General features: G+C 65.5%; 20 protein-coding genes and 1 pseudogene. 3 read left to right on the top strand and 18 right to left on the bottom strand.

The window, feature by feature from the left end:
- Positions 1–18 precede the first annotated feature (18 nt).
- The gene (locus ASF30_RS11675) at positions 19–5,865 is read right to left on the bottom strand and encodes a hypothetical protein (protein WP_157497285.1); all 5,847 of its coding nucleotides are present in this window, start codon (positions 5,863–5,865) and stop codon (positions 19–21) included.
- Between the two features lie 152 nt (positions 5,866–6,017).
- Between ASF30_RS11675 and ASF30_RS11670 the strand changes: the two genes are divergently transcribed.
- Positions 6,018–6,251: a hypothetical protein gene (locus ASF30_RS11670; RefSeq protein WP_055906479.1), complete on the top strand. Its 234-nt coding sequence runs from the start codon at positions 6,018–6,020 to the stop codon at positions 6,249–6,251.
- Between the two features lie 13 nt (positions 6,252–6,264).
- Here the strand turns inward: ASF30_RS11670 and ASF30_RS11665 are convergent, their stop codons facing one another.
- The 8 genes from ASF30_RS11665 to ASF30_RS23005 form a co-directional block, all read right to left on the bottom strand.
- Positions 6,265–6,876 (bottom strand): ApaLI family restriction endonuclease, encoded by a 612-nt coding sequence (locus ASF30_RS11665; protein ID WP_200918458.1) that lies wholly within the window; start codon positions 6,874–6,876, stop codon positions 6,265–6,267.
- Between the two features lie 44 nt (positions 6,877–6,920).
- Entirely contained in the window at positions 6,921–7,520 is a 600-nt protein-coding gene (locus ASF30_RS11660) for a nuclease-related domain-containing protein (protein ID WP_162240757.1), read from the bottom strand.
- A complete protein-coding gene (locus tag ASF30_RS23010) occupies positions 7,517–7,666 on the bottom strand; it encodes a hypothetical protein (protein WP_162240756.1) in 150 nt (49 codons plus the stop codon). Before ASF30_RS23010 ends, ASF30_RS11660 begins: the two co-directional genes overlap by 4 nt.
- Positions 7,663–7,821, bottom strand: a complete 159-nt coding sequence (locus ASF30_RS22730) for a hypothetical protein (RefSeq protein WP_157497283.1) — start codon at positions 7,819–7,821, stop codon at positions 7,663–7,665. Before ASF30_RS22730 ends, ASF30_RS23010 begins: the two co-directional genes overlap by 4 nt.
- Positions 7,818–8,351 (bottom strand): hypothetical protein, encoded by a 534-nt coding sequence (locus ASF30_RS11655; RefSeq protein ID WP_055906473.1) that lies wholly within the window; start codon positions 8,349–8,351, stop codon positions 7,818–7,820. Before ASF30_RS11655 ends, ASF30_RS22730 begins: the two co-directional genes overlap by 4 nt.
- Positions 8,352–8,371: 20 nt before the next feature.
- On the bottom strand, positions 8,372–9,307 hold the full coding sequence (locus ASF30_RS11650; protein WP_055906470.1) for a hypothetical protein: 936 nt from the start codon (positions 9,305–9,307) through the stop codon (positions 8,372–8,374).
- A gap of 36 nt (positions 9,308–9,343) precedes the next feature.
- On the bottom strand, positions 9,344–10,018 hold the full coding sequence (locus ASF30_RS11645; protein WP_162240755.1) for a helicase associated domain-containing protein: 675 nt from the start codon (positions 10,016–10,018) through the stop codon (positions 9,344–9,346).
- Positions 10,019–10,088: 70 nt separating this feature from the next.
- Positions 10,089–10,856, bottom strand: coding sequence for a hypothetical protein (locus tag ASF30_RS23005; RefSeq protein WP_055906464.1), 768 nt, complete (start codon positions 10,854–10,856; stop codon positions 10,089–10,091).
- 66 nt (positions 10,857–10,922) lie between these two features.
- On the opposite strand from ASF30_RS23005, the gene ASF30_RS11635 reads away from it, so the two are divergent.
- Positions 10,923–11,462: a hypothetical protein gene (locus ASF30_RS11635; RefSeq protein ID WP_055906462.1), complete on the top strand. Its 540-nt coding sequence runs from the start codon at positions 10,923–10,925 to the stop codon at positions 11,460–11,462.
- Here the strand turns inward: ASF30_RS11635 and ASF30_RS11630 are convergent.
- Positions 11,459–11,902 (bottom strand): hypothetical protein, encoded by a 444-nt coding sequence (locus tag ASF30_RS11630; protein WP_235480322.1) that lies wholly within the window; start codon positions 11,900–11,902, stop codon positions 11,459–11,461. The genes ASF30_RS11635 and ASF30_RS11630 overlap by 4 nt on opposite strands.
- 12 nt (positions 11,903–11,914) lie before the next feature.
- Positions 11,915–12,043 (bottom strand): annotated as a pseudogene (locus tag ASF30_RS23580) (DUF2510 domain-containing protein); the annotation flags it as partial.
- Between the two features lie 62 nt (positions 12,044–12,105).
- On the opposite strand from ASF30_RS23580, the gene ASF30_RS11625 reads away from it, so the two are divergent.
- Positions 12,106–12,921: a ParB/RepB/Spo0J family partition protein gene (locus ASF30_RS11625; RefSeq protein WP_055906456.1), complete on the top strand. Its 816-nt coding sequence runs from the start codon at positions 12,106–12,108 to the stop codon at positions 12,919–12,921.
- Positions 12,922–13,053: 132 nt separating this feature from the next.
- Here ASF30_RS11625 and ASF30_RS11620 read toward each other — a convergent pair whose 3' ends face one another.
- The 7 genes from ASF30_RS11620 to ASF30_RS11590 form a co-directional block, all read right to left on the bottom strand.
- Positions 13,054–13,266, bottom strand: coding sequence for a hypothetical protein (locus ASF30_RS11620; protein WP_055906453.1), 213 nt, complete (start codon positions 13,264–13,266; stop codon positions 13,054–13,056).
- A gap of 198 nt (positions 13,267–13,464) precedes the next feature.
- A complete protein-coding gene (locus ASF30_RS11615; protein WP_055906450.1) occupies positions 13,465–14,367 on the bottom strand; it encodes a hypothetical protein in 903 nt (300 codons plus the stop codon).
- A gap of 86 nt (positions 14,368–14,453) precedes the next feature.
- Positions 14,454–15,497, bottom strand: coding sequence for a hypothetical protein (locus tag ASF30_RS11610; RefSeq protein WP_055906446.1), 1,044 nt, complete (start codon positions 15,495–15,497; stop codon positions 14,454–14,456).
- A 36-nt stretch (positions 15,498–15,533) separates the two neighbouring features.
- Positions 15,534–15,857 (bottom strand): hypothetical protein, encoded by a 324-nt coding sequence (locus ASF30_RS11605; RefSeq protein ID WP_055906443.1) that lies wholly within the window; start codon positions 15,855–15,857, stop codon positions 15,534–15,536.
- 101 nt (positions 15,858–15,958) lie between these two features.
- Positions 15,959–17,602, bottom strand: a complete 1,644-nt coding sequence (locus tag ASF30_RS23475; RefSeq protein WP_055906440.1) for an amidase domain-containing protein — start codon at positions 17,600–17,602, stop codon at positions 15,959–15,961.
- Positions 17,603–17,793: 191 nt separating this feature from the next.
- Complete coding sequence (locus ASF30_RS11595; RefSeq protein ID WP_055906436.1) at positions 17,794–18,132, bottom strand: hypothetical protein; 339 nt, start codon at positions 18,130–18,132, stop codon at positions 17,794–17,796.
- Between the two features lie 71 nt (positions 18,133–18,203).
- Positions 18,204–18,536 carry a hypothetical protein gene (locus tag ASF30_RS11590; RefSeq protein ID WP_055906432.1) on the bottom strand — a complete coding sequence of 111 codons (333 nt, stop codon included), beginning with the start codon at positions 18,534–18,536 and terminating at the stop codon, positions 18,204–18,206.
- Between the last annotated feature and the right edge of the window lie 14 nt (positions 18,537–18,550).

Raw genomic sequence — 18,550 nt, 5'->3', positions numbered from 1 at the left:
GAAATCACCCGGTGAAGCTCACAAGTCACGGTCGACGTTCAGGGTGCGGCGGGACTGCGGCTTCGTGAATCCGGGGTCGTCGTCGTCGTCATCGAAGACCGGCGCCGCTTCCAGCGAAGACGGCGCGACGGGGCCCTTCGGCAAGAGCTCCTCGGCCCAGTCGAGCGCATCCTCCATGGACGCGAACCCGTCATCGGTGACCGCCGGCCCAGAGGGCTCTTCGGCCGGCTGGTACAGCAGCTCAGCCGCGGCCTCCGCCGCTGTGAAGTGCTCACCCTGGTCGAGCCACCATTCGATGTATTCGAGCTCGGAGATCCGCAACCCGAGGCTGCCTTGGGTGGGGGCGAGGAGCAGCTCCACACCGGTGTCCTCCAGCGCCTCCTGAGCGAGCTCGCCGTAGGTGAGACCCATCGGGTCCTCCTCCGGGAGCTTGTGGTCGACCCACAAGACACGGCGGATGCTGGGGTTCGCTTCGAGGTGCCGGAGGACAGCGTCGATCTTCCACCAGCCGTACTCGGACTCCCCGGCCGGTGTGAGGACCGGCAGTTCGCCGCGGCCGACAGCTTCGGCGAGGATGCTGTTCGCGTCACCCTGCCAGTCGGTCGCCCAGACGATCTTCGCGTTCATCTCACCGATGCGTCGGAGCATCGAACGGCTGACACCGCGGACCCCGGTGCCGGGGACGTCGACGGGTTGCCAGTCGCCGTAGCCGGGGTCTCCGGGGTTCCCTCCGAGCGGGGCGATGACACCGTCGACGGAGAGCAGCAACAGCTGGTTCGGGTGGTTGTTGACCCGGACGGCGGGCTGGTGGTCGGTCATGGTGTCCTCTTCTTCATCTTCCTCATCGACTGCGACGTCCTCATCGAACGCCTGCCCGCCGAACTCGCTGATCTCGTAGTCACCGCGGGGGATCGGGATCGACTCTCCGGCTTCGTCGACCGCGGCGGTGGCGACGTCGACCGCTTCTTCCTGCTCGGCTTCCATCTCTGCGAGGAACGCAGCGAAGTCCACCTCGATCTCGCCCATGTCGATGACGTGGATGGTCTCGCCTTCCCCGGACGGCTGCGCCGCTGCGGTGTCATCCTTCGGCGGGGCGCCGCCTTCGATGCTGAACTCAGACACCTGCGTCGGCTTCGGGATGAGGGCGTGCAGGTCCACCTGCTCGTCAGGGGTGAGCGGTGTGAGACGTTCCGCGAGCTTCGCCGCGTACGTCTCCTGGGATGCTTCGAACCACACCTGGATGATCTCGGCGATGCCTTCGCCTTCGTACAGGCCGCGGCCCTTCGGGATGGTGTCTCCGAGGGACGGGGCGTCGGTGAAGTTCTTCAGAGCGGACGCACGGTCGCCCTGGGTGGCGTTTCCGAGCAGCATGCGGCTCAGGTTCGTCTTCAGGTCACCGCTGCCCGGGATGGTGTCGAGCATCTTCGCGGTCAGCTTCTGCGTGGCGAGGATCAGGGTGACGCCGGCGGATCGGGCCTCACGGGCGATCTTTCCGGTCATCGTTCCGATGTACTGCTTCGCGGTGTTCGACTGCAGCTGAGCGAGACGGTCCGCTTCCACTTCCGGGTCGTCCGACGGGGTCTTCGACACCGGGTCCGGCTGCATCAACGAGGTGAACTCATCCATCAGCAGGTACACGTGGGCGGGGCGGATCTCCTCCGGCAGGTCGCGGTACGAACCGACGTTGTGCGTCATGTTCAGCTCCTTGCGGCGCACCACTTCGCCGTACAGGTGACGCATCAACGCTGCCGCCTCATCGACAGTCGTGGCGAACGCCTTCGCGTACGGCTTCACGAAACCGAAGTCGGCACCACCCTTGGTCGGGTCTACGACGTAGATCTCGTTCCCCTGCAACGCGGCCGGGTAGAGCAACACCTGGAGGGAGACGGAGTTGTGGGTGGGGATGAACTGGTGGGTGAGGTACAGGTGCTCCGGGTCTTCGACCATGATGCAGCGCATCTCGTCGGTGCCGACCTCGGTGACGTCCACGATCCGGTTCCGGGTCTGGGTGCTGTACGCGACGACTCGTCCGGTCGTGGTGGCGTAGTGGCCGAGGGATCGGACCAGCTCTGTGACGTTCTCAGCTACGTCGGCGTCGCCGAGCATGAGGGTGACCACGTCGTCGGACGGGAAGCCGGAGGCGGCTGCGATGGAGTCCAGCAGCTCCCGTCGCTGCGCCTCGGAGGCGCGGAGGTACTCCGGTGTGATGCGGGCACCTTCGACGACGACCATCGCTCCGAGCAGGCCTGGGGAGACCGGTAGCTCGACATCGTCGCCGGGGATGGGTGAGGCGACCCGGACGGAGTAGCTGTGCTTCGCGGAGGCGATCCCCTTAGTGTCGAGGATCGTCTCTGCCGGGCGTCGGCCGGCCTGGGTGTCGAGGCGGTCGGCGAGCAGATGCAGGACCTCATCGACGGGGTAGGCGGTGACCAGCGACTTTGCGTAGCCGGGTCGGGCTTCGGCGCCGCTGTTCGTGACGACGCTCTTCGCCGCGTACCGGTGCCGGCGCGCGGAGACTTCTCCGATGACGAGCTCGGCGAGGTCGCGGATGGAGAGCCACTGGCCGCGGAGGTCAGACTTGTCGATCATCTCAACGGTCAATGACGTGCCTGCGAAGGTGGTGGTTCCGCCGCGCTTGATCGCCGCTGAGCGGAGGTAGGCGTGGATGGCGTTTCCGTCGAAGACCTGTGCTGGCTTCTGGGTGGGGCGGAGTGCCTTCACGGCAAGCGGCCGGATCTCTTCCACCTGGAACAGGGACAGCGGCGCGTAGCCGGCAATCTGTGCGATCGCTTCGAGGGAGGCGACCGTACCAGCCGTGTAGCCGGCAGCTGCATCTCGGAGGCTCCTGGCCCGTGCGCGGAAGTCGTCGCCGCGTTCTGGGGCGCCGGTGAGGCCGTTGGTGCGGGTCACCTTCCACAGGTGGTTCGCTCCGGTGCGGACGACCTGGCCGTCGGCGAAGGTGATGTCGTAGGCGGTCTCGACGGTAACGGGGGAGAAGTCGATGATCCGGGTGGTGGCGCCGTTCGCCGTGTAGACCATGTCACCGACGGTGAGGTCACGGTTGGTGGCCCAGCCGGTCGGGAACCGTTCGGAGACCGGCACAGGGATGAGAGCAGACAGCGGCTGCGCCTTTCCACCACCTGACATTCCGGCGACCAGCACATGAGGGGTCTCTCGCGGGTTGAACACGACCGGTTCACCTTCGACACCCGTGGCGAACGGGAGGACGCCGTCGGCCTGCTCCATGACTTCCCAGTCGACAGGGGCGCCGTTCGGGAGCGGGCTGTTCTTCGCCACCAGCAGACGCACCTGCTTCGCGCCGTTCGGGGACGGGCGGACGTCGACGTAGGAGTTGTCGGTCGCTGACCGGAGCGCGGGCACCGCGGACTTGATCTGGCGGGGGTCGACACCGGCGGGGAGCTCGAAGTCGAGGACGGCAACGTCTTCGTTCTTCGGCAGCGTCGCCGACTTGAACAGCACGGGCAGCTTTCCGCCGTCGCCGACCACCTTCGACACCAGGAACGCCTGCTCCCAGTCGAGGCTGGTGACGTAATCCTGGTGCGGCATCCGGCGTCCGCGGACCTCAGCGAACTTGAAGCCGGCACTTGCCGGGTCGACGCCGGCGACGAGGACGACGACACCTTCGCCGGCGTCAGCGACGCGGAGCCACTGGGACCGCAGCGTCTGCTTGATCTTCTGCTGGTTGTTGCGGACCTCGCCGATGGTGACGCCGCCGTACAGCTTGATGCGCATCTTCCACATGTGACCGCGGCTGGTCTTCTCGGACATCGGCTGCGCGTCGATCAGTTCCGGGCGGGCGAGTCGGGACACATCGAAGGCGTTGTTGACGAGCGCAGCGAGGAGCCAGCCGGCGGCCCGGTTGTTGTCGGACGGGATCACCTGGTCGGGGCTGTTCGGCAGCTGGCGCTCTGACCAGTACACGGCGATCGCCTGCTGGTGACGGTCGCCCGGCTTGATGCCGGACAGTCCGCTGAGGCCGGTGATGGAGACGAACGGTGCGGCGACCAGGGTGGTGGACAGCTGCGGCTCGTACGGCTTCGGCGGCTGCAGGTACTCCAGGATGGACACACCCTGTGGGATCACCATCGGCTGGCACTTGATGGTCTCCTTGCGACCACCAGGGCCGACGGGGATCTTCTCCTCCATGTACACGTTGTGCTGCGGGACCGGTTGCCTCGCGCCCATTTTGAGAATGTCGGTCCAGCGTCGGTTCCATCGCTGTTCGGTTTCCATCTCGACGAAGTGCTTCGCGAGGCCCGGGTCGGTGAACTCCGGAGCTCCGGATGTGAGTGCACCGAAGTAGGCGACGCCCGCTTTCGCGTCGACGATCACTTCAACGCCGAGGTACGCACCGATGCCGCCCTGCGACATCTGGACGTAGCCGAGCTGTCCACCGTCAGGGAACGCCCACTGGGAGGCCCACGCTCCGGGGATCCGCTGCACGGGCGGCGGGCCCGGCTGGAACACTTCTGGCTCACCGTCAGCGTCGATGTCCTCGTACATGTCCTCGCCGGTCGCGGCTTCGCCTTCCCAGACGGGCTGGTCGCCGGCGTCGGCGACTCCGGCGGCGATGTTGTCGATCGCCATCGGGATGCAGCGGCCCATTTTGCCGTCGTCGGTGACAGCCCATGTGAATGCGCTGGCGACGGCGAGGTTCAGCAGTTCCGGGTCCACGTCGGAGGTTGACAGGTCCGGCAGCTCGCCGGTGAGCCAGCAGACGACCCGGAACCGGAGCGGGTGCATGGACCCGGGAACCGGCTGCCCCTGCACGTCCACGTCCGGCTCTTCGAGGATGGCGATCTTCCGGCCGGAGCCCATGAGGATGCTCAGCTGTGACGTCATCATCATGAGGTTGGAAGCGCCGCCGCCTGTCGGTGGCACTTCGAATGAGTCGACGGTGACCATGTCGGCGATCAGCTTGTGCGAGGTCATCCGAGGAGGGGTGTCCAGTTTGAACTCCGACGCCTGCCAGCGCGGCTCCCATTCGGCGCGGGCTTGCACCAGGTCCCGCCATTCCTGAAGCGCGGATCCGCGGGTCGCCGCGTGGAGGATCAGACCGGTCACGACGGCGCAGATGCCCAGCGTGATCTGCCACAGCTGGGTCGGGTACACGTCGTACCAGAGGTCGTACTTGGTGGCCCAGATGCCGAAGCCGAGGCAGGCGATGCCGGAGACGATGATCGCAGCGACTCCCGCCCCGATCGCCTTGCCGCGAGTTTCAGGGTTGTTGAACATGGCGAGGTAGTGCTCGAACCCTGCGGACGGTGCTGCATCCTCAGGTGCGGAGTTCTGCCGGAATGCGGCGGACACCTGCATGATGACGATGTAGATGCCGACGGCGTCTGCGATCCGCCCGATTCCGGCGTATTCGCCGAGCGGGGTGGTGGGGAACGCGGATGCGATGACGGCGGCGCCCAGCGCGATGTAGAACGTGAACTGCGTCTCAACCTGGGACAGGGTGACGCCGGAGAGGATCTGGAGCGGCTTGAACTTCGAGTTCGCCATCCATCCGACCGGCTGGCGTCGCTTTCCCGGCCAGAACGGCATCCAGGTGGGCTTCGGGGTGATCAGCGACCATTTCAGGCTCGACCACAGCCGGTATGTCTGCAGTTGCTTCTGCTCCTGCGGGTTGCCGGGCTTGGCACCGGAGTCCTTGGTGCGGCCCATCAGGCCGGTCAGGACGGGCGGGGTGGCGAGGTGGCCGGCCGCGATGAACGCGATGTAGAGGAGGGCGAAGCCGGGGTACTGGTAGAAGAGCGCGACGCCGGCGCCGGCGATGCCGAGCAGCGCCACGTACGGTGCGATGTTCGTAGTCGGTTCTGGAGTCTGAGCTCTCGAAGCCATGCGGGGTGGGTCCTCCTGGTAGCGGGTCGCACAGGCTGGGACTACTACGTCGACATCCGGTGCAACCGACATGAAGACATGTGGCAAGTCCGGGGTGTTTCGCGGAAATCGGCGGCGCCGCGCATGATGGTGGTGAAGAAGGAGACCCACCTATGCCGTTCGATCCAGCTCAGTCAGCCGCCGAGGCTGCCTTCCCTCAGACCGGGGACCTGCACGTAGCGATCCTCGCTGCATTCCGCGACGCTTTCATCCGCGGGTACACCGCCCCGGACGGGAACGTCGACGAGCTTGCCGAGTCTGAGTTCCCTCACGGCGAGTACACGCAGACGATGACGGTGTTGGCGTTCCGTGAGGCGTTCGCGAAGGGTTACGCCGCCGGGCGCTGAAAGTAGGGGCGCACTAGCGAAGGTGCGATGAAAGATCTTCGAGGACGGAGCGGAGGTCGACGGTGGTTCGGCTCTCGACGTAGATCCACGCGTCGTCGCCGCTATGGTACTCACCGCCCGATTGCAGGTAGCTCTCGCGGAGACGACCTTGGATCTTACGCGCTTGCTGCCTCTGGGGCTCGAAGTACATCAGCCGAACCGGCCGAAGGCCCGCTGCCGCGATTGTCGTGAGTCGGGCCAGCTCCTTGGAGACGTGATCTCCGTCCGTCGTCGCGTCGCGCCACTTGATCTCAATCGCGTCCTGTCCGACGAGGCAGTCGATCTCGAACTGCGCGGGTTTTGTCCCGACAGTGTTGTCGATCATCTGTTTTCCAGACCCGGGGAAGGCGTGTGCGAAGCAGGCGATGGTGACCTCTTCCATGAGTGACCCGGCGTGCCGGTAGAGGAATCGACCAGTGTTCTGATGTCGGTCGATGGACTGCCCATCTGTCGATCCCACCCCAAGTAGCCGATAGGCCAGGTGGTGGTCGTGGTTGTCGAGCTCCATGTCGACCATTCGTTGCCCCACGGCAGCCTCGAAGTTCCGAGCATGCCTGTCTACGGTCGCTTTGATCTCACCAAGCACGGACGCACTGCTTCTCGGCGGCGAGTGGTGAGATTCGTTCACAGCTAGCGGATCACCAGCTGGGCGAGCTTCCGGACGATGAACTCGTTCGCTTCCTTCTTACCTGCCAGGGAGCGGAGTCGTCCGACAGTGAGCACAGGCCCGTTCAGGACTGTGGCTCCGCCAGGTGAACGCATCAGCCATGTGGTGAGGGGCTTCTTCCCGGTCGGCCAGATGATGAGGGCGAGCCGGATGTTCTCCTTCGGGACGCCGAGGTACGCAGCGATCGCGTCCTTCGCCATCGGCAACGTCTTCTTCTCGGCCGGGAATGTGGTCTTCCCCTGCTTGTCGACGGTGGCGAAACGCTTCAGGCCGCGGTAGGTGGCTCCGGCGAACGTCCAGTAGAAGTTCCCCGCCCACGCTTTCGTGTCCACCAGGACGACCTTGTTGCCGGAGACGATGGCGTGGTCGATGTTCGCGGTGAACTTCTGGTTCGGGATCTTCAGGTCATGCAGGACAGTGGGGCCCGTGGCGGCCAGCTCAGCGAGCAACGCCGCGGTCTTCTTCTCTCCGGCGGCTCCGAAACGGGCGACGTGCTTGTTCGCAGCGAACGTTCCGCCCTCGAGCGACCCGCCGGCGTTCCCGTACACCCGTGGGGTGGTCACTGGACCGCCCCGATGATCGTGTTGACGATCGTGTAGACGATGCCGCCGGCGAGCAGGATGGCTACGGCGATCACACCGATGCCGGAGGTGAACACCGACTCGGCTTGGTCGCGCTGCAGCTTCTTCTTGTCGTAGTTGTCGCTCATGCCTTCTGGGCATGTGGCGAGGCGCCGTCAGCGTCGATCCAGTGCTCGGCTGCTCGACGTCGGTGGGAGTCGACAGAGGTCAGCAGGGATCCGAACAGGAACAGGGCGACCAGCCAGAGCGCGACAGCCCGGACGATCGGCCGGCTGTCCGTCATGCCGCCTGGAGCAGAGTCAGCATCCGGACGGCTTCGTAGCGCACCTTTGGGTTGCGGTCGTCGGCGAGGGCGGTGAGGATCTCCCCGGTGTGAGGACCGCGGACACTGTGGGCCAGCGCGATCCGCCGGTACGCCTTCTCGTCGCGGGCGACGCTTGCGAGCACGTCAGCGGGGGTGGAGGGGTTCTGGCAGATCCAGGACACCACTTCGTCGTCACGGCCGCCGAGGTACACCTCGCGGAGCACGTCAGGGTCTCCGACGCGCTGGGCGAGGTGGGCACGCATCCGCCCGTCCTTCAGGAGAACGTCCAGGTGCCGGCGGCCGGTGGCTGGGTTCTTCGCCAACTGGGCTCGGACCTTGGAGTCCTCAGCCATCAGCAGACCGACAGTCTCGTCGTCGATGGCGGGGTTGCCTGCAACCGCGACAGTCACCGTGGTGGTGGCGTAGCTGTCGGCGAGGTGGAGCAGCTCGACGGGGTCGGTCGAGTCGGTGGCGCGCTGGATCAGTTCAAGTGGTGCGGGGTGTTCCATGTCCAGTGGGCATGTGGCGATCAGGTGCCGAGGATGTACCCGGTCCAGGTGCGGACGGTGCCGTCCGGGGTTGCTGCGTACTGGGTGATGGTGTCTGGGCTGACGTGGCTGAGGAGATGCTCGAACGGTTCGGTTGCGTCCCAGAACCGCCCGGTCGGGTGGAGGGCGGAGCTGTTGTGATCGCGGAGAGTCCCGATGGTTGCGCGCCCGCTGTCGTGGATGACTTCGACGGTGGCCACGTTCGGAACACAGTCCAGGGCTGCCTCCCTGATGCCGCGCTCCGCGGTGACGGCGGCGAGCCGTTTGACGGCGGTGGTGAGCGGTGCGACGCGTGCGATCTTCGCGCGGATGCCGTCCAGTCCTTGACGGTCCATGTGGTCGTAGCTGTCATCGTCGTCTGCGGCCGCGGGAACTGTGACGGACCCGTCGGGGTGCTCCGCCAGGCCGAACCGGAGGTTGGATCCGTGCCGGAGGAACGGGGCGAACTCCGCCACGGCTGTGCTCACGGCTCGGTCCGTCCGGGTGTCAGTGGTGTTGTGACGCCAGATGGTGGTGCCGTCCCGGTCTTCGGCGCCGGTGAGGGTGAAGACGTCATCGATGATCCGGAACCGCAGCGTGGCGGCATCCGCGAGGAGGTTGTGTACGGCGGAGGAGACTCCATCCACACCCAGGGCGAACACGGTGTCGGAGATGTCATCGGCGATGGCGGGGAGGCCGGAGGCGGCCGCGCTGAGTTCGGCTTGCGTCTCTGGTTCATGATGCAGCCCGAGGGATGTGAGAAGAAACTCGTCCGGGCTTCCGGAGTCCTCTGATGCGAACCAGCTCTCCAGGGTCGCGACATGCTTGACCTCGACGGCCGGTTCGAATCTGCTGCCCGGCGCGAACGTGAACTGACCGTTCGCGATGAGTCGCCAAGAGCCGTCCGGGTGCAGACGGGTGACGGTGTTGGAGGGCATACCTCCTTAGGTATGTGGCCCGCCAGGTTCAGCGCGTCAGCGCGCTTCCCACACCCACCCGTGCAGCGATTCCAGGCGGCGGATGCGTTCCTCCGACATGGTGCCGGCTTGGTATTCGCGGCGGCGCCATCGCACGAAGGACCCGAGGTTGACGAATCCCTCGATGTGCTCGGCCGGGACACGGGCGTGGCCTTCGCGGGTGTAGAACGCCAGCAGCGCTTCCTGGCCGGCGCGGCGGTTGTCTGCGACGGCATCCCAGACCCAGCCTTGGCGTTCTTCGAGCGCTTTGATTCGGCCTTCGGTCAGTTGTCCGCGGCGATATTCGGTGCGCCGGTCGATCACCCAACGGCCGAGAGCGAACCCAGCCTCCATGTGCATGGAGGTGACGCGGGCGTGGCCTTCCCGGGCGATGTACGCGTCGAGTGCGTGGATCCCTTCGGAGAACATCTCCGTCCGCGGGTCCCACGACCAGAACGGGAGCTGTTCGAACTCGGCGATCTCATCTGCGGTCAGTTTCCCTGAGCGGTACTCCTTGCGGCGCTGCGCCACCCACGATCCAAGGTCGAGCCCGCCGGACGATGTACCGCGCGGCGGGTGAGCGTGGCCGTTCTTCGCGGCGTAGGTGCGGATCGCATCCCAGCCGTCTGAGTACGACGAACCGCGCCGCGGTAACGGGGTGGCAGCGACCTGGGGGAGGTGTTCGGGAGACATCCGCATCAGAATGTCACGGCGCCCACGCACGCGTGTTGCATCCATGTCCGGAATCTTGAGAGTTACTAGCCTAGTTAGCGAATCTCTTGATTCCAGGCCAGTTGATGCCCGTGAGGATGTCCTTGCCGAGGTTCGGGTTCTCCTTCGTGCGGAGCGCTGCGATGTCATGGATGGTCGTGCCACCATCGCCTGACCTGAACTCGTCGGCCATTGCAAGCAACACGTCCAGATCCGGCCCTCCTGCATGCCGATTGATGGACTGGGCGATTGACAGGCGCGCTCCGTCGGCCATGTCGTGGTCGCTATTGAACTCGAACCCGGAGCCGGCTTTCGCCCACACGTACCCGCCATCATCGTCGGTGATAGTGGTTACAGCTGTGTAGCCCATCTCTGCGTAGAGCTCGAACGCCGCCGCGTTGAACTCGGTCGCAAACCCAGTCCCTTGGAAGTCCTCATCGATGTAGAGGTTGTTGTGGGCGACAGTGCCGAGCTCACCGTCGAAGGTGCGCGTGAACGAGCCGACTGCCTCACCGCCAGCGTCACGGACGATGCCGCTGAACTCGGTCGACCAGGGCCCATCGCCCGACCTCCACGGGTAGATCCCGTCGATATCCACGGTGAACCCGTCAGACCCGAAAGGCCTGTTTGAGATCCTGGCGGCGAACGCCTCAACTTCACCCTTGGAAGCATCCGGTACGGCTGCCGTCTGTCCGCCCAACGTGAGCTCCGGCAGGGGGTCGCGAAGGGCGGCCTCGTTCGCGGCCGCGGTCTGGTCTTCGACCCACCGGCCGTCTGCGGTGGAGTACAGCTGACCTGCACGGTTTCGGGTGATCGCCATTGTGCGTATGTGCGTGGCCGATGTCGCAGCCGACCTGGATACTGGAGCTTCCGCAGAAAGGACCGGATGCAGCCCGCAACCATTCTCGACACTCTCGCCGCTCTCGCCGCCGCGGAGGCGGCTGTGAACAGCTGGGATGGGCGGCCTTCCGTGGCGCTCCTGATCTCGCATGACGGCATCCTGGAGGTGGATCCGATCCCGATTCCGGACGAGCTCTGGGAGAGGGTGGAGGTCCATCAGATGCTGCCGATCCTGGCGAGGATTCTCGGCGGCACCCCCGGCCTCCACGACCAACTGGATTCAGCCGGCGCCACCCTGGACGGGGTGGCGTTGTTCACCGAAGGTTGGGAGGTGCGGGTGAAGAACGGCCCCGCCTCCGACGACCTGCAAGGGTGGCTGGCGACGAACGGTGTTCGGGATCACCCGAACAGGGTCGAGGTGAAGATCGTCCTCGCGCTCGGCGTCGACGGCCGCCGGTTCAGCATCCAGCATTCCCGTGACGACAACGTCGCAGCCGAGGTGTTGAGCGGCGACGACGGGAAGTTCAGCGGACGGATCTGGGACGGGCTGACAGAGCTGCTGGCTGCAGTCTCCCCGGTCGTCTAGCCGCGCCCTGCGGCCAGACCAGCATCGGTCGGCTGCTGGCATCGCTTGCAGACTTCCACCCCGCCGACCTTGCTGGTGTTCAGCGCCGAACCGCAGTGGTGGCAGCGCATCTGAACATGCAGGAACGCCCAGAAGATCAGCGGCGCCAAGAGGATCATCACCGGCCCGACCGGCGGGATGATCAACGTCACGACGAACGCGATCACCAACGTGCTGGCGAGGGTGAACCAGTACTGCCGGAATGACAGCAGGTTCGACCAGTACAGCTTCGACTTCCCCTTGGGTGGAGGAGCTGCAACTCGGTCGGCGCCGCGCGGCCGAAGCTGCGCTGGCTCTTCGGCGGGCAGTGACGGCTCTGCTGCCACCGCGGCAGGGGCGGACACCACGGTTGCCGCCGCCGGCGGCGGGAACGAGGCGTATGCCGGCAGCAGTGCCGGCACCGGAACAGGCTCCGGAACGTGGAGGTGGTCGGTCCACTTCGTCCCGTCCCACCATCTCTGACGGGTGGCGTCGAGCGGGTCAGGGAACCATGCTGCTGCGGGCGTTGGTGCGGTCAAGAAGCCCTCCTCGGCTGACCACACTACGGACGGGACGGCAGGCAGCGCGGCCCCCAGTTCGCGGTCCGGCCACACACATACGGCGCATGCCGTCACCCCTCGTCCAAGGAAACACCGTCCAGCATCGACTGGCGAACGGTCGTGTCCTTCCCGGCATCGACATGACGAACGGCGGCCGCGCCGACGATGCCGTGTTCAACCAACTGTCGACACTGCCGCCGCTGACAGAGGACGGGAGGGAGATCTCTGACGGATCGCTGCACGACTTCACCTACTGGGACGTCGACGAGGAACGCCCCGTCTCGATTGCCGGCATCCTGTCCGAATGGGTGTCGATGGACGGCGCACAGCTGAAGGTGAACGCGGCGGGAGAGCTCGCGGACGCCAGGGATGACCTGGGCATGGCGGTGGAGGACGGCGATGAGGAAGTCGCTGCGGCGCTCCGAGCGAAGATCGCTGCGTTGGAGCAGTACGTCGCCGCGGCAGAGTCCGAGGATCCGAACGTGCTGTGGGGAGCTCTCCTCGAGGTGAAGCGAGCAGACCCGCGATACGAGGGGATCAAGCAGTCGTTGGCGGAGAACGGTTGGGTCCGCTCGCTCACCGCACGCTGGTCGGATGAGTACGAGCCGATGTTCTGCGACGGCGGACATCGCCTCGCCGCGGCCATCGAGCTCGGAATGACGTGGGTGCCCGTCGTCCTCGTAGAAGCAGACGCCGAGGTGGCGATCGACTCGAACATCTGGGAGGCCGGTGACCGCGTGCCGAAACGATTCCGGTCCCGTGCCGAGCAGAGGGACCTGGAGTCCGGCGAGATGCTGAAGCCGTTCGAGGATGAGGACGACTACACCGACGACGACTACCAGGACGACCAGTACTACCTGCACGTGTACGACCGGTTCTGAGGACTCACCGCTGGGACAACGAAACGCCGATCACTTCATCGTGTTCGGCGCTTCACAGATAAGGCATGTGGCGGGCTCACAGGGTCCACCCAGTATCTGATCAGGTTGTGATCAGTTCGTTACAAGCCGCCTTCAGACGGCAGCTGCGGTCTCAGCCGGCAGGTTCTTGCAGGCGAACGGGCCCGGCGTCGAGTGCTCCTCCATGAACTTCGTTGCGGAGCTCATCGACACGTACTCACGACGTGTGCCGCAGGCCTCGCACTTGTAGCTCCCTCCGACCTGCTGGTCTCCGTTCAGCTTCGGCCAAACCTTGAAGCTGGTGCCGTTGACGATCTCGTTCTTCATCTGTGGGTACATCCTTTGGAGCAAATTGTGTGGAGACGTCTTTCATCTCACCACCTACATGAGCGGACTCACCCGGTTATGGGCAGTCGTCGCGGAATCGGCTAGTGAAGCGCAAACAGGCGCACACCACAACGGCCTCCCATAGGGTACGGGAGGCCGGAGGCGGAACGCTGCCAGGAAGCTGAAGGCGCGATGCGCTCAGATTTCGATGGGTTCCTCGTCGATGTCGAACAGCTCGAGGAGTGGTGTCTCGTGCAGCGCGCGGGCGACTGCGAGCTCGGTGGTGAGAGGGCCGAAGTGTCGGATGGGCTGGGCGGACATCCAGATGCGGCCGTCCTCATCCCAGGTGGTGTTGTCGGCCGACGGGGTGACGTGGAGCTCGTTGCGGAGGTCGTCGATGATCCGGTCGCCGTTCTCCTTCAGCCAGGCGGCCTTGTCGGCGCCGGCAGGTACGCCGTGGGAGAAGTCGATCCGCTGCTCAGCGATGATCAGCGTCTCCTCGCCGCTGACCTGCGTCAGCTTCACGCGCTGCACAACCGACGTCTCGGCGCCGGCGGGGAGCGTCAGGTAGACGCTCTCGTCCACGGCCGGGCGGACGTCGCCACCGGCGGATCCGATCCGGCCCACCGTGATGATCGCGTCCTGCATCAGGGCGTACGACAGGTCGTTCACGTCGTCGAGCTCGGCGGAGCTTTCGGTCAGGTCGGAGATGTCCTCGAACTTCTGGAAGTTCGGGTCCAGCGTCGCCTGCGCGACAACGGACTTCACCCAGGCGTCGTCCTTCGGGGACGGTGTCTCGTTCGCCTGAGCGTTCACGGGGACGTCACCGTCGTTCCACATCCCCCACAACGTCGACTGGAACACGTCGTAGGCGAGGACTCGTTCGAGGAGGTACCGGCTGTCGCGTTGAGAGTTCACATCGGAGAAGGTACCAGCGGCTGCCGACGGGCTGACAAGTTCCACGCCAGGCTCGGACGGGGCATCGGCCCACTTGCCGGCCTCGTCCCGGAGAACCTTCACGGGGGCGCCGGTTCGAGGATCCTGTTCCAGGTGCCAGAACGTGCCGGTGCGGGGGCCAGGGGTGCGCTTCGAAGTGGTCATGACCTGTAAGTGTGTGGCGAGGGTGTATCGGGCGCCCAGACCAGTGTCGATGAACGCCCGACCATCCCCTTACATGTGTGGCGGGTTCAGCGCCCGAGTCGGCGGAGCTCCTCTTCGCGGGCCAGGTACTCCTTGTAGTCGCCTGCCTGACGTGTCGTGAGCTTCGAGTAGTCGATGGTGACGCTCGTGCCGCCGAACCCGTCGTCGGTCCGGGTGACAACGCCGGGGAGCTCTGCAAGCTGCCGGCGGAAATCGGCGAGCGATTCAGCGAAGTCCGCGGTGCCGAACCGGGAGTCGTAGACGGGGACGTAGTCGAGGCGAGGTGCGGGAGTCCAGACGGTCCCGGGCTTGTAGCCGCCGGTGATCTCGATCGGGACGGTGCCGCGGATGCGCCCAAGAGCGCCGGTGTCGCCGCGCTTCTCCGCGACCTTCAGCGCGTACTCGACGGCGGCTTCGTACTGGTCTGCCGGGAAGTAGCACTCATCCGAGACGTTGTCGTCCCAACTGTCTTCGTTGTCCTCCGGGTGGGGTGCGTTCACGATGGAGAGGCTGGTGCTGTTCGGGCCGCTGAGACCGAACGTGATCACCTGGTAGGCGGGCTCGCGGGTCTTCTCCCACAGCTGCCCGTCGATGGCGATGAAGTCCTGGATGCGGAGCTCGGCGGTGCGGGCCGCCGATTCGATGGACCGTTCGCCTCGGTAGGAGAGCTCGCCTGCCTTCCTCTCGAACCAGGCGGCGTCCACGGCGACAGGGTTGTCGCGGAAACGGCCCTCGAAGTGCTGCCCGTACAGCTCACCGTCGATCTCACGGAACAGGTGCTGCACCGGAACGAATGCCGGCTCGCCGTTCTCGTCGGAACGGTATGAGCTGACTGTGGCGACGAATGCGATCGGGGCTTCGTCCGAGGTGTACGAGTCCACTCCGATGGTGGCTTCTCCGGTGCGGAGGTCGCCGTTCTTCGGCTTCTTCGAGTAGTCCATCCACTGGACTTCCACGGTCGCCTCGATCCGCTCCTGCGGAGTGGGGGTCGGGTCGATCGGGGCGCCGGCAGGCTGGTCCTTCACGGCGAACAGGGTCCGCTCCTTGGTGCCGTCGTTGCGGCGCGGATGCTGGGCGTTGAACTCGGACATGTGGTGACCTTCCCGTTGCTCTCGTAGGTGTGCGGCTCAGGCGTTGGTGGCGCGGTCGAGGCGGCTTTCGGCGTGCAGGATCTCCGCGTGGACGTCCATGTAGTGCAGACGGAGCACCATCCCGAACCCGGCGAGCAGTAGGAGCGACCCGATGGCTGCGACCGGGTTGAACAGCTCCTCGCTGGTCCCGTTCAGATCGGAGATCGCAAGCCCGGCCATGGCGATGAGGAACACAGCTGCCCCGGACGTCAAGGCGATCAGCGGTGCAGCGTAGGCACGCTTCTTCGACATGGTGGAGATCTGGACGACCCGACTGAGGCGTCGTTCAGCGGATCGGGCCTGGCGTGAGTTCTTCTTCATGCCACCAACATGTGCGGATGACTGGATTTCAGCCTCGGAGGATGCCGAAAGCCGACCGCGCAGTGTGGGCCGCGGCCGGCTTCCGTCTTCGTGCTGTCGGGTTAGATGCTGATGAAGTACACCCGGCCGTTGCGGTCGTGACCGTTGTCGGCGAGGGACGCCTCGATGGTCTGGTTCACCTTCGGGTCGTTCCCAGGGTCGGTGTGAGCGGTGTACCGGATGGTGATCGTGCCGTTGGCGTTCTTGTCGATCCGGGTGACGATGCCGGTGTGGTCACGGTCCGAGGTGTTCCCGTTCGGCTGCCAATCGAACTGGATCACATCTCCGAGCTTCACGGCACGGCGAGCAGCCTGGCTGTCTGCAGTCTCCCGGAACCCGCGGCCGACGAGGTGGTTGCGAAGGGCGGTGGAGGAGATGTTCAGCACCTGCGGTCCGAGACCACGGATGTAGAGGGAGTGGGATGCGAAGTTGGCGCAGTCCTCGTTGTAGATGTACTCGTGACCCCAGCCGTACCCGCGAGCCCACGCATACGCGGACACCCATTCCAGCTGTTCACGCACCGGGGCGTTGATGTGGGCCTGCTTGACAGCTGCAGCTTTCGAGCTCACGTCGGTGATGTGAACCTGCAGCGTCGCCGGTGACGACTTGGCGTTGATCGACGACTTCAGCGCAGCAAGAGCCTTCGCCAGTGCGGCCTTCTGCGCAGCGGGAACCCTGGTGTACACCTTCTGTGAGGTCGACCCGTTCGCGAATGTTGTCTTCGCGATGGCGAGCTTCGCGGCGGCCGCGGTGACGTTGGCGGTGGCGGTCTTCGCCTTGCTGGTGAGCGTCGTCAGCTGCGACGGGGTGGCCGTGTGGATCCCTGCGGCGAGAGCTGCCATCGTCGTCTTCAGCGGGTTCGAGTACACGGTGCTGACGGTCGTGGCGTACTTCTTGTAGGTGGCGGATGCGGCGCTGTAGACGGTGCCGGCTGTCTTGTAGGTGGCGGCGCGGTCGGCGTCGCTCTTCTTCCAGGCGGCGACGGCGTTCTTCCCGCGGGTGGTGGCTGCGTTCAGTGTGACGGTCTGCGGGACGGTGGCGTTCAGCGCTGCGTTGACGGCGTTCAGTGCGTTCGCCGCCTCGTTTGTCGTGACGATCGTCGCTGCGGGGTAGGCCTTCGCCTTCCGCAGCGCGGTGATCTGGGTGGAGACGGTGGTGGCTGCTGCTTTCGCTGGCCGGTAGCCGCGGACGTTCGTGGTCCAGGCCGTAACTGTCTTCGTCGCTGCGCTGACGGTGGCGTCGGGCGCCAGGTCGGTGAGCGCTTTCGTGAGTGCTGCAGCGGTGGTCCTCTGCGCGTCGATGGTGCCCTTCGGCAGGTCCTTGGCGGTCAACGAGGTCTGGTCAGCGAGAGCCGTCCGGGCTGTGGCGTAGACCGCAACGGACTTCTGGACTGCGGCCAACGCAACATCGGTGGAGCTCATCAGGCCGGTGAGGGTCTCATCGTCTGAATCGGTGTCGATCGCAGCTTTCAAGGCGTCGGCCGCGGCGACGAGTTCGGCGATGGTGGCAGCGGAAGCGCTGAAGGCGTTCGACGCCCGGTACGCGGCCGCGAAGTTGTACTTGTCGGTTGCAGGAGCGGTTTCTGCGGACTGCGCCGACAGCTCGGGTGCGTCTGAAAGGGTGGCGGCGTACGCGCCGACACCGTTGAAGGTGATGGCGGCGATGATGGTGCAGGCGATGGCTGCCTTGCTGGTGAATGATTTCATGTGTCTTCGCCCCTCCTACGGACGCACATCCTTAGGTATGCGGCGATGAGCACAGCCCAGTGGGCCTGAGCCCTGCCACGTGTGTTCGACATGTGGCGAAGGGCTCAGGCTGTCTGCTGGGCGAGTGCTCGGACGCGGAGGAGCGGCCCCGTGTCCCGTACGCGGGTCGTCCCGCGACGGGGCTTGTGGCGCTATCGCTTGGTGAGCTCGTCACCGTCAGCGTCGACGAGGGCGTACTCGCCGCCGGCGAGCTTCACGAGCCCCACCTGGACGACCTCCCCGTCGATCCGCACGGGGATGGTTCCGTGGTCGGCCATCGTAGACTCGAGGGTGTTCGCGTCCTTGGTGCTCAAGACGATCCCGTACTCCGCTGCGGCTGTTTCGATGGCTGCGTAGTGCGATCGGGAGGCGACTGACCAGGCGAGGACGAACGTGACGACAACCGCCAGGCTCAGGACGGTGCCGAAGACGGCAAAGACGGTGGGCCAGTGGGTGCGGCCGGTTGATTCCTGTTTGCCTGGTGCGGGCATGAGGGGTTCCTTCGGGGTTGCGCGGTTGGTGGGTGCGGGGGATTTTGGCGCTGTGGTGCGGACGAGGCGTGTCAGCGCTTCGGCAGTTCGTTGCCGTCAGCGTTGACGATCGCGTACTCGCCGTTGTTGAGGTGGATGACGGTCACGTCGACGATCTTCCCGTTGGCGCGCACCGGGGTGGTCTCGTTCCATTCGGAGTGCCCGGCGAGCTTGCCGGCGTCGTTCGTGGTGAGGGTGATGCCGTACTCCGCCGCTGTGGCCTGGATGGCTGCGTCGCGTTCGTTGTAGGAGCCTGCGGCGGAGCCGAGTGCTACGGCCGCTCCGGCCACGACAACAGCGACCGCGACGCCGATGCCGATCCGCTTGCGGAAGATGCGTCGATTGAGTTCCTGGGTGGTGCTCATGGGTTCATGCCTTT

This window comes from Leifsonia sp. Leaf264, assembly GCF_001422325.1.
GTDB lineage: Bacteria > Actinomycetota > Actinomycetes > Actinomycetales > Microbacteriaceae > Orlajensenia.
The sequence above is the reverse complement of the archived record's forward strand: the minus strand, read 5'-3'. Positions and strand labels throughout refer to the sequence as shown.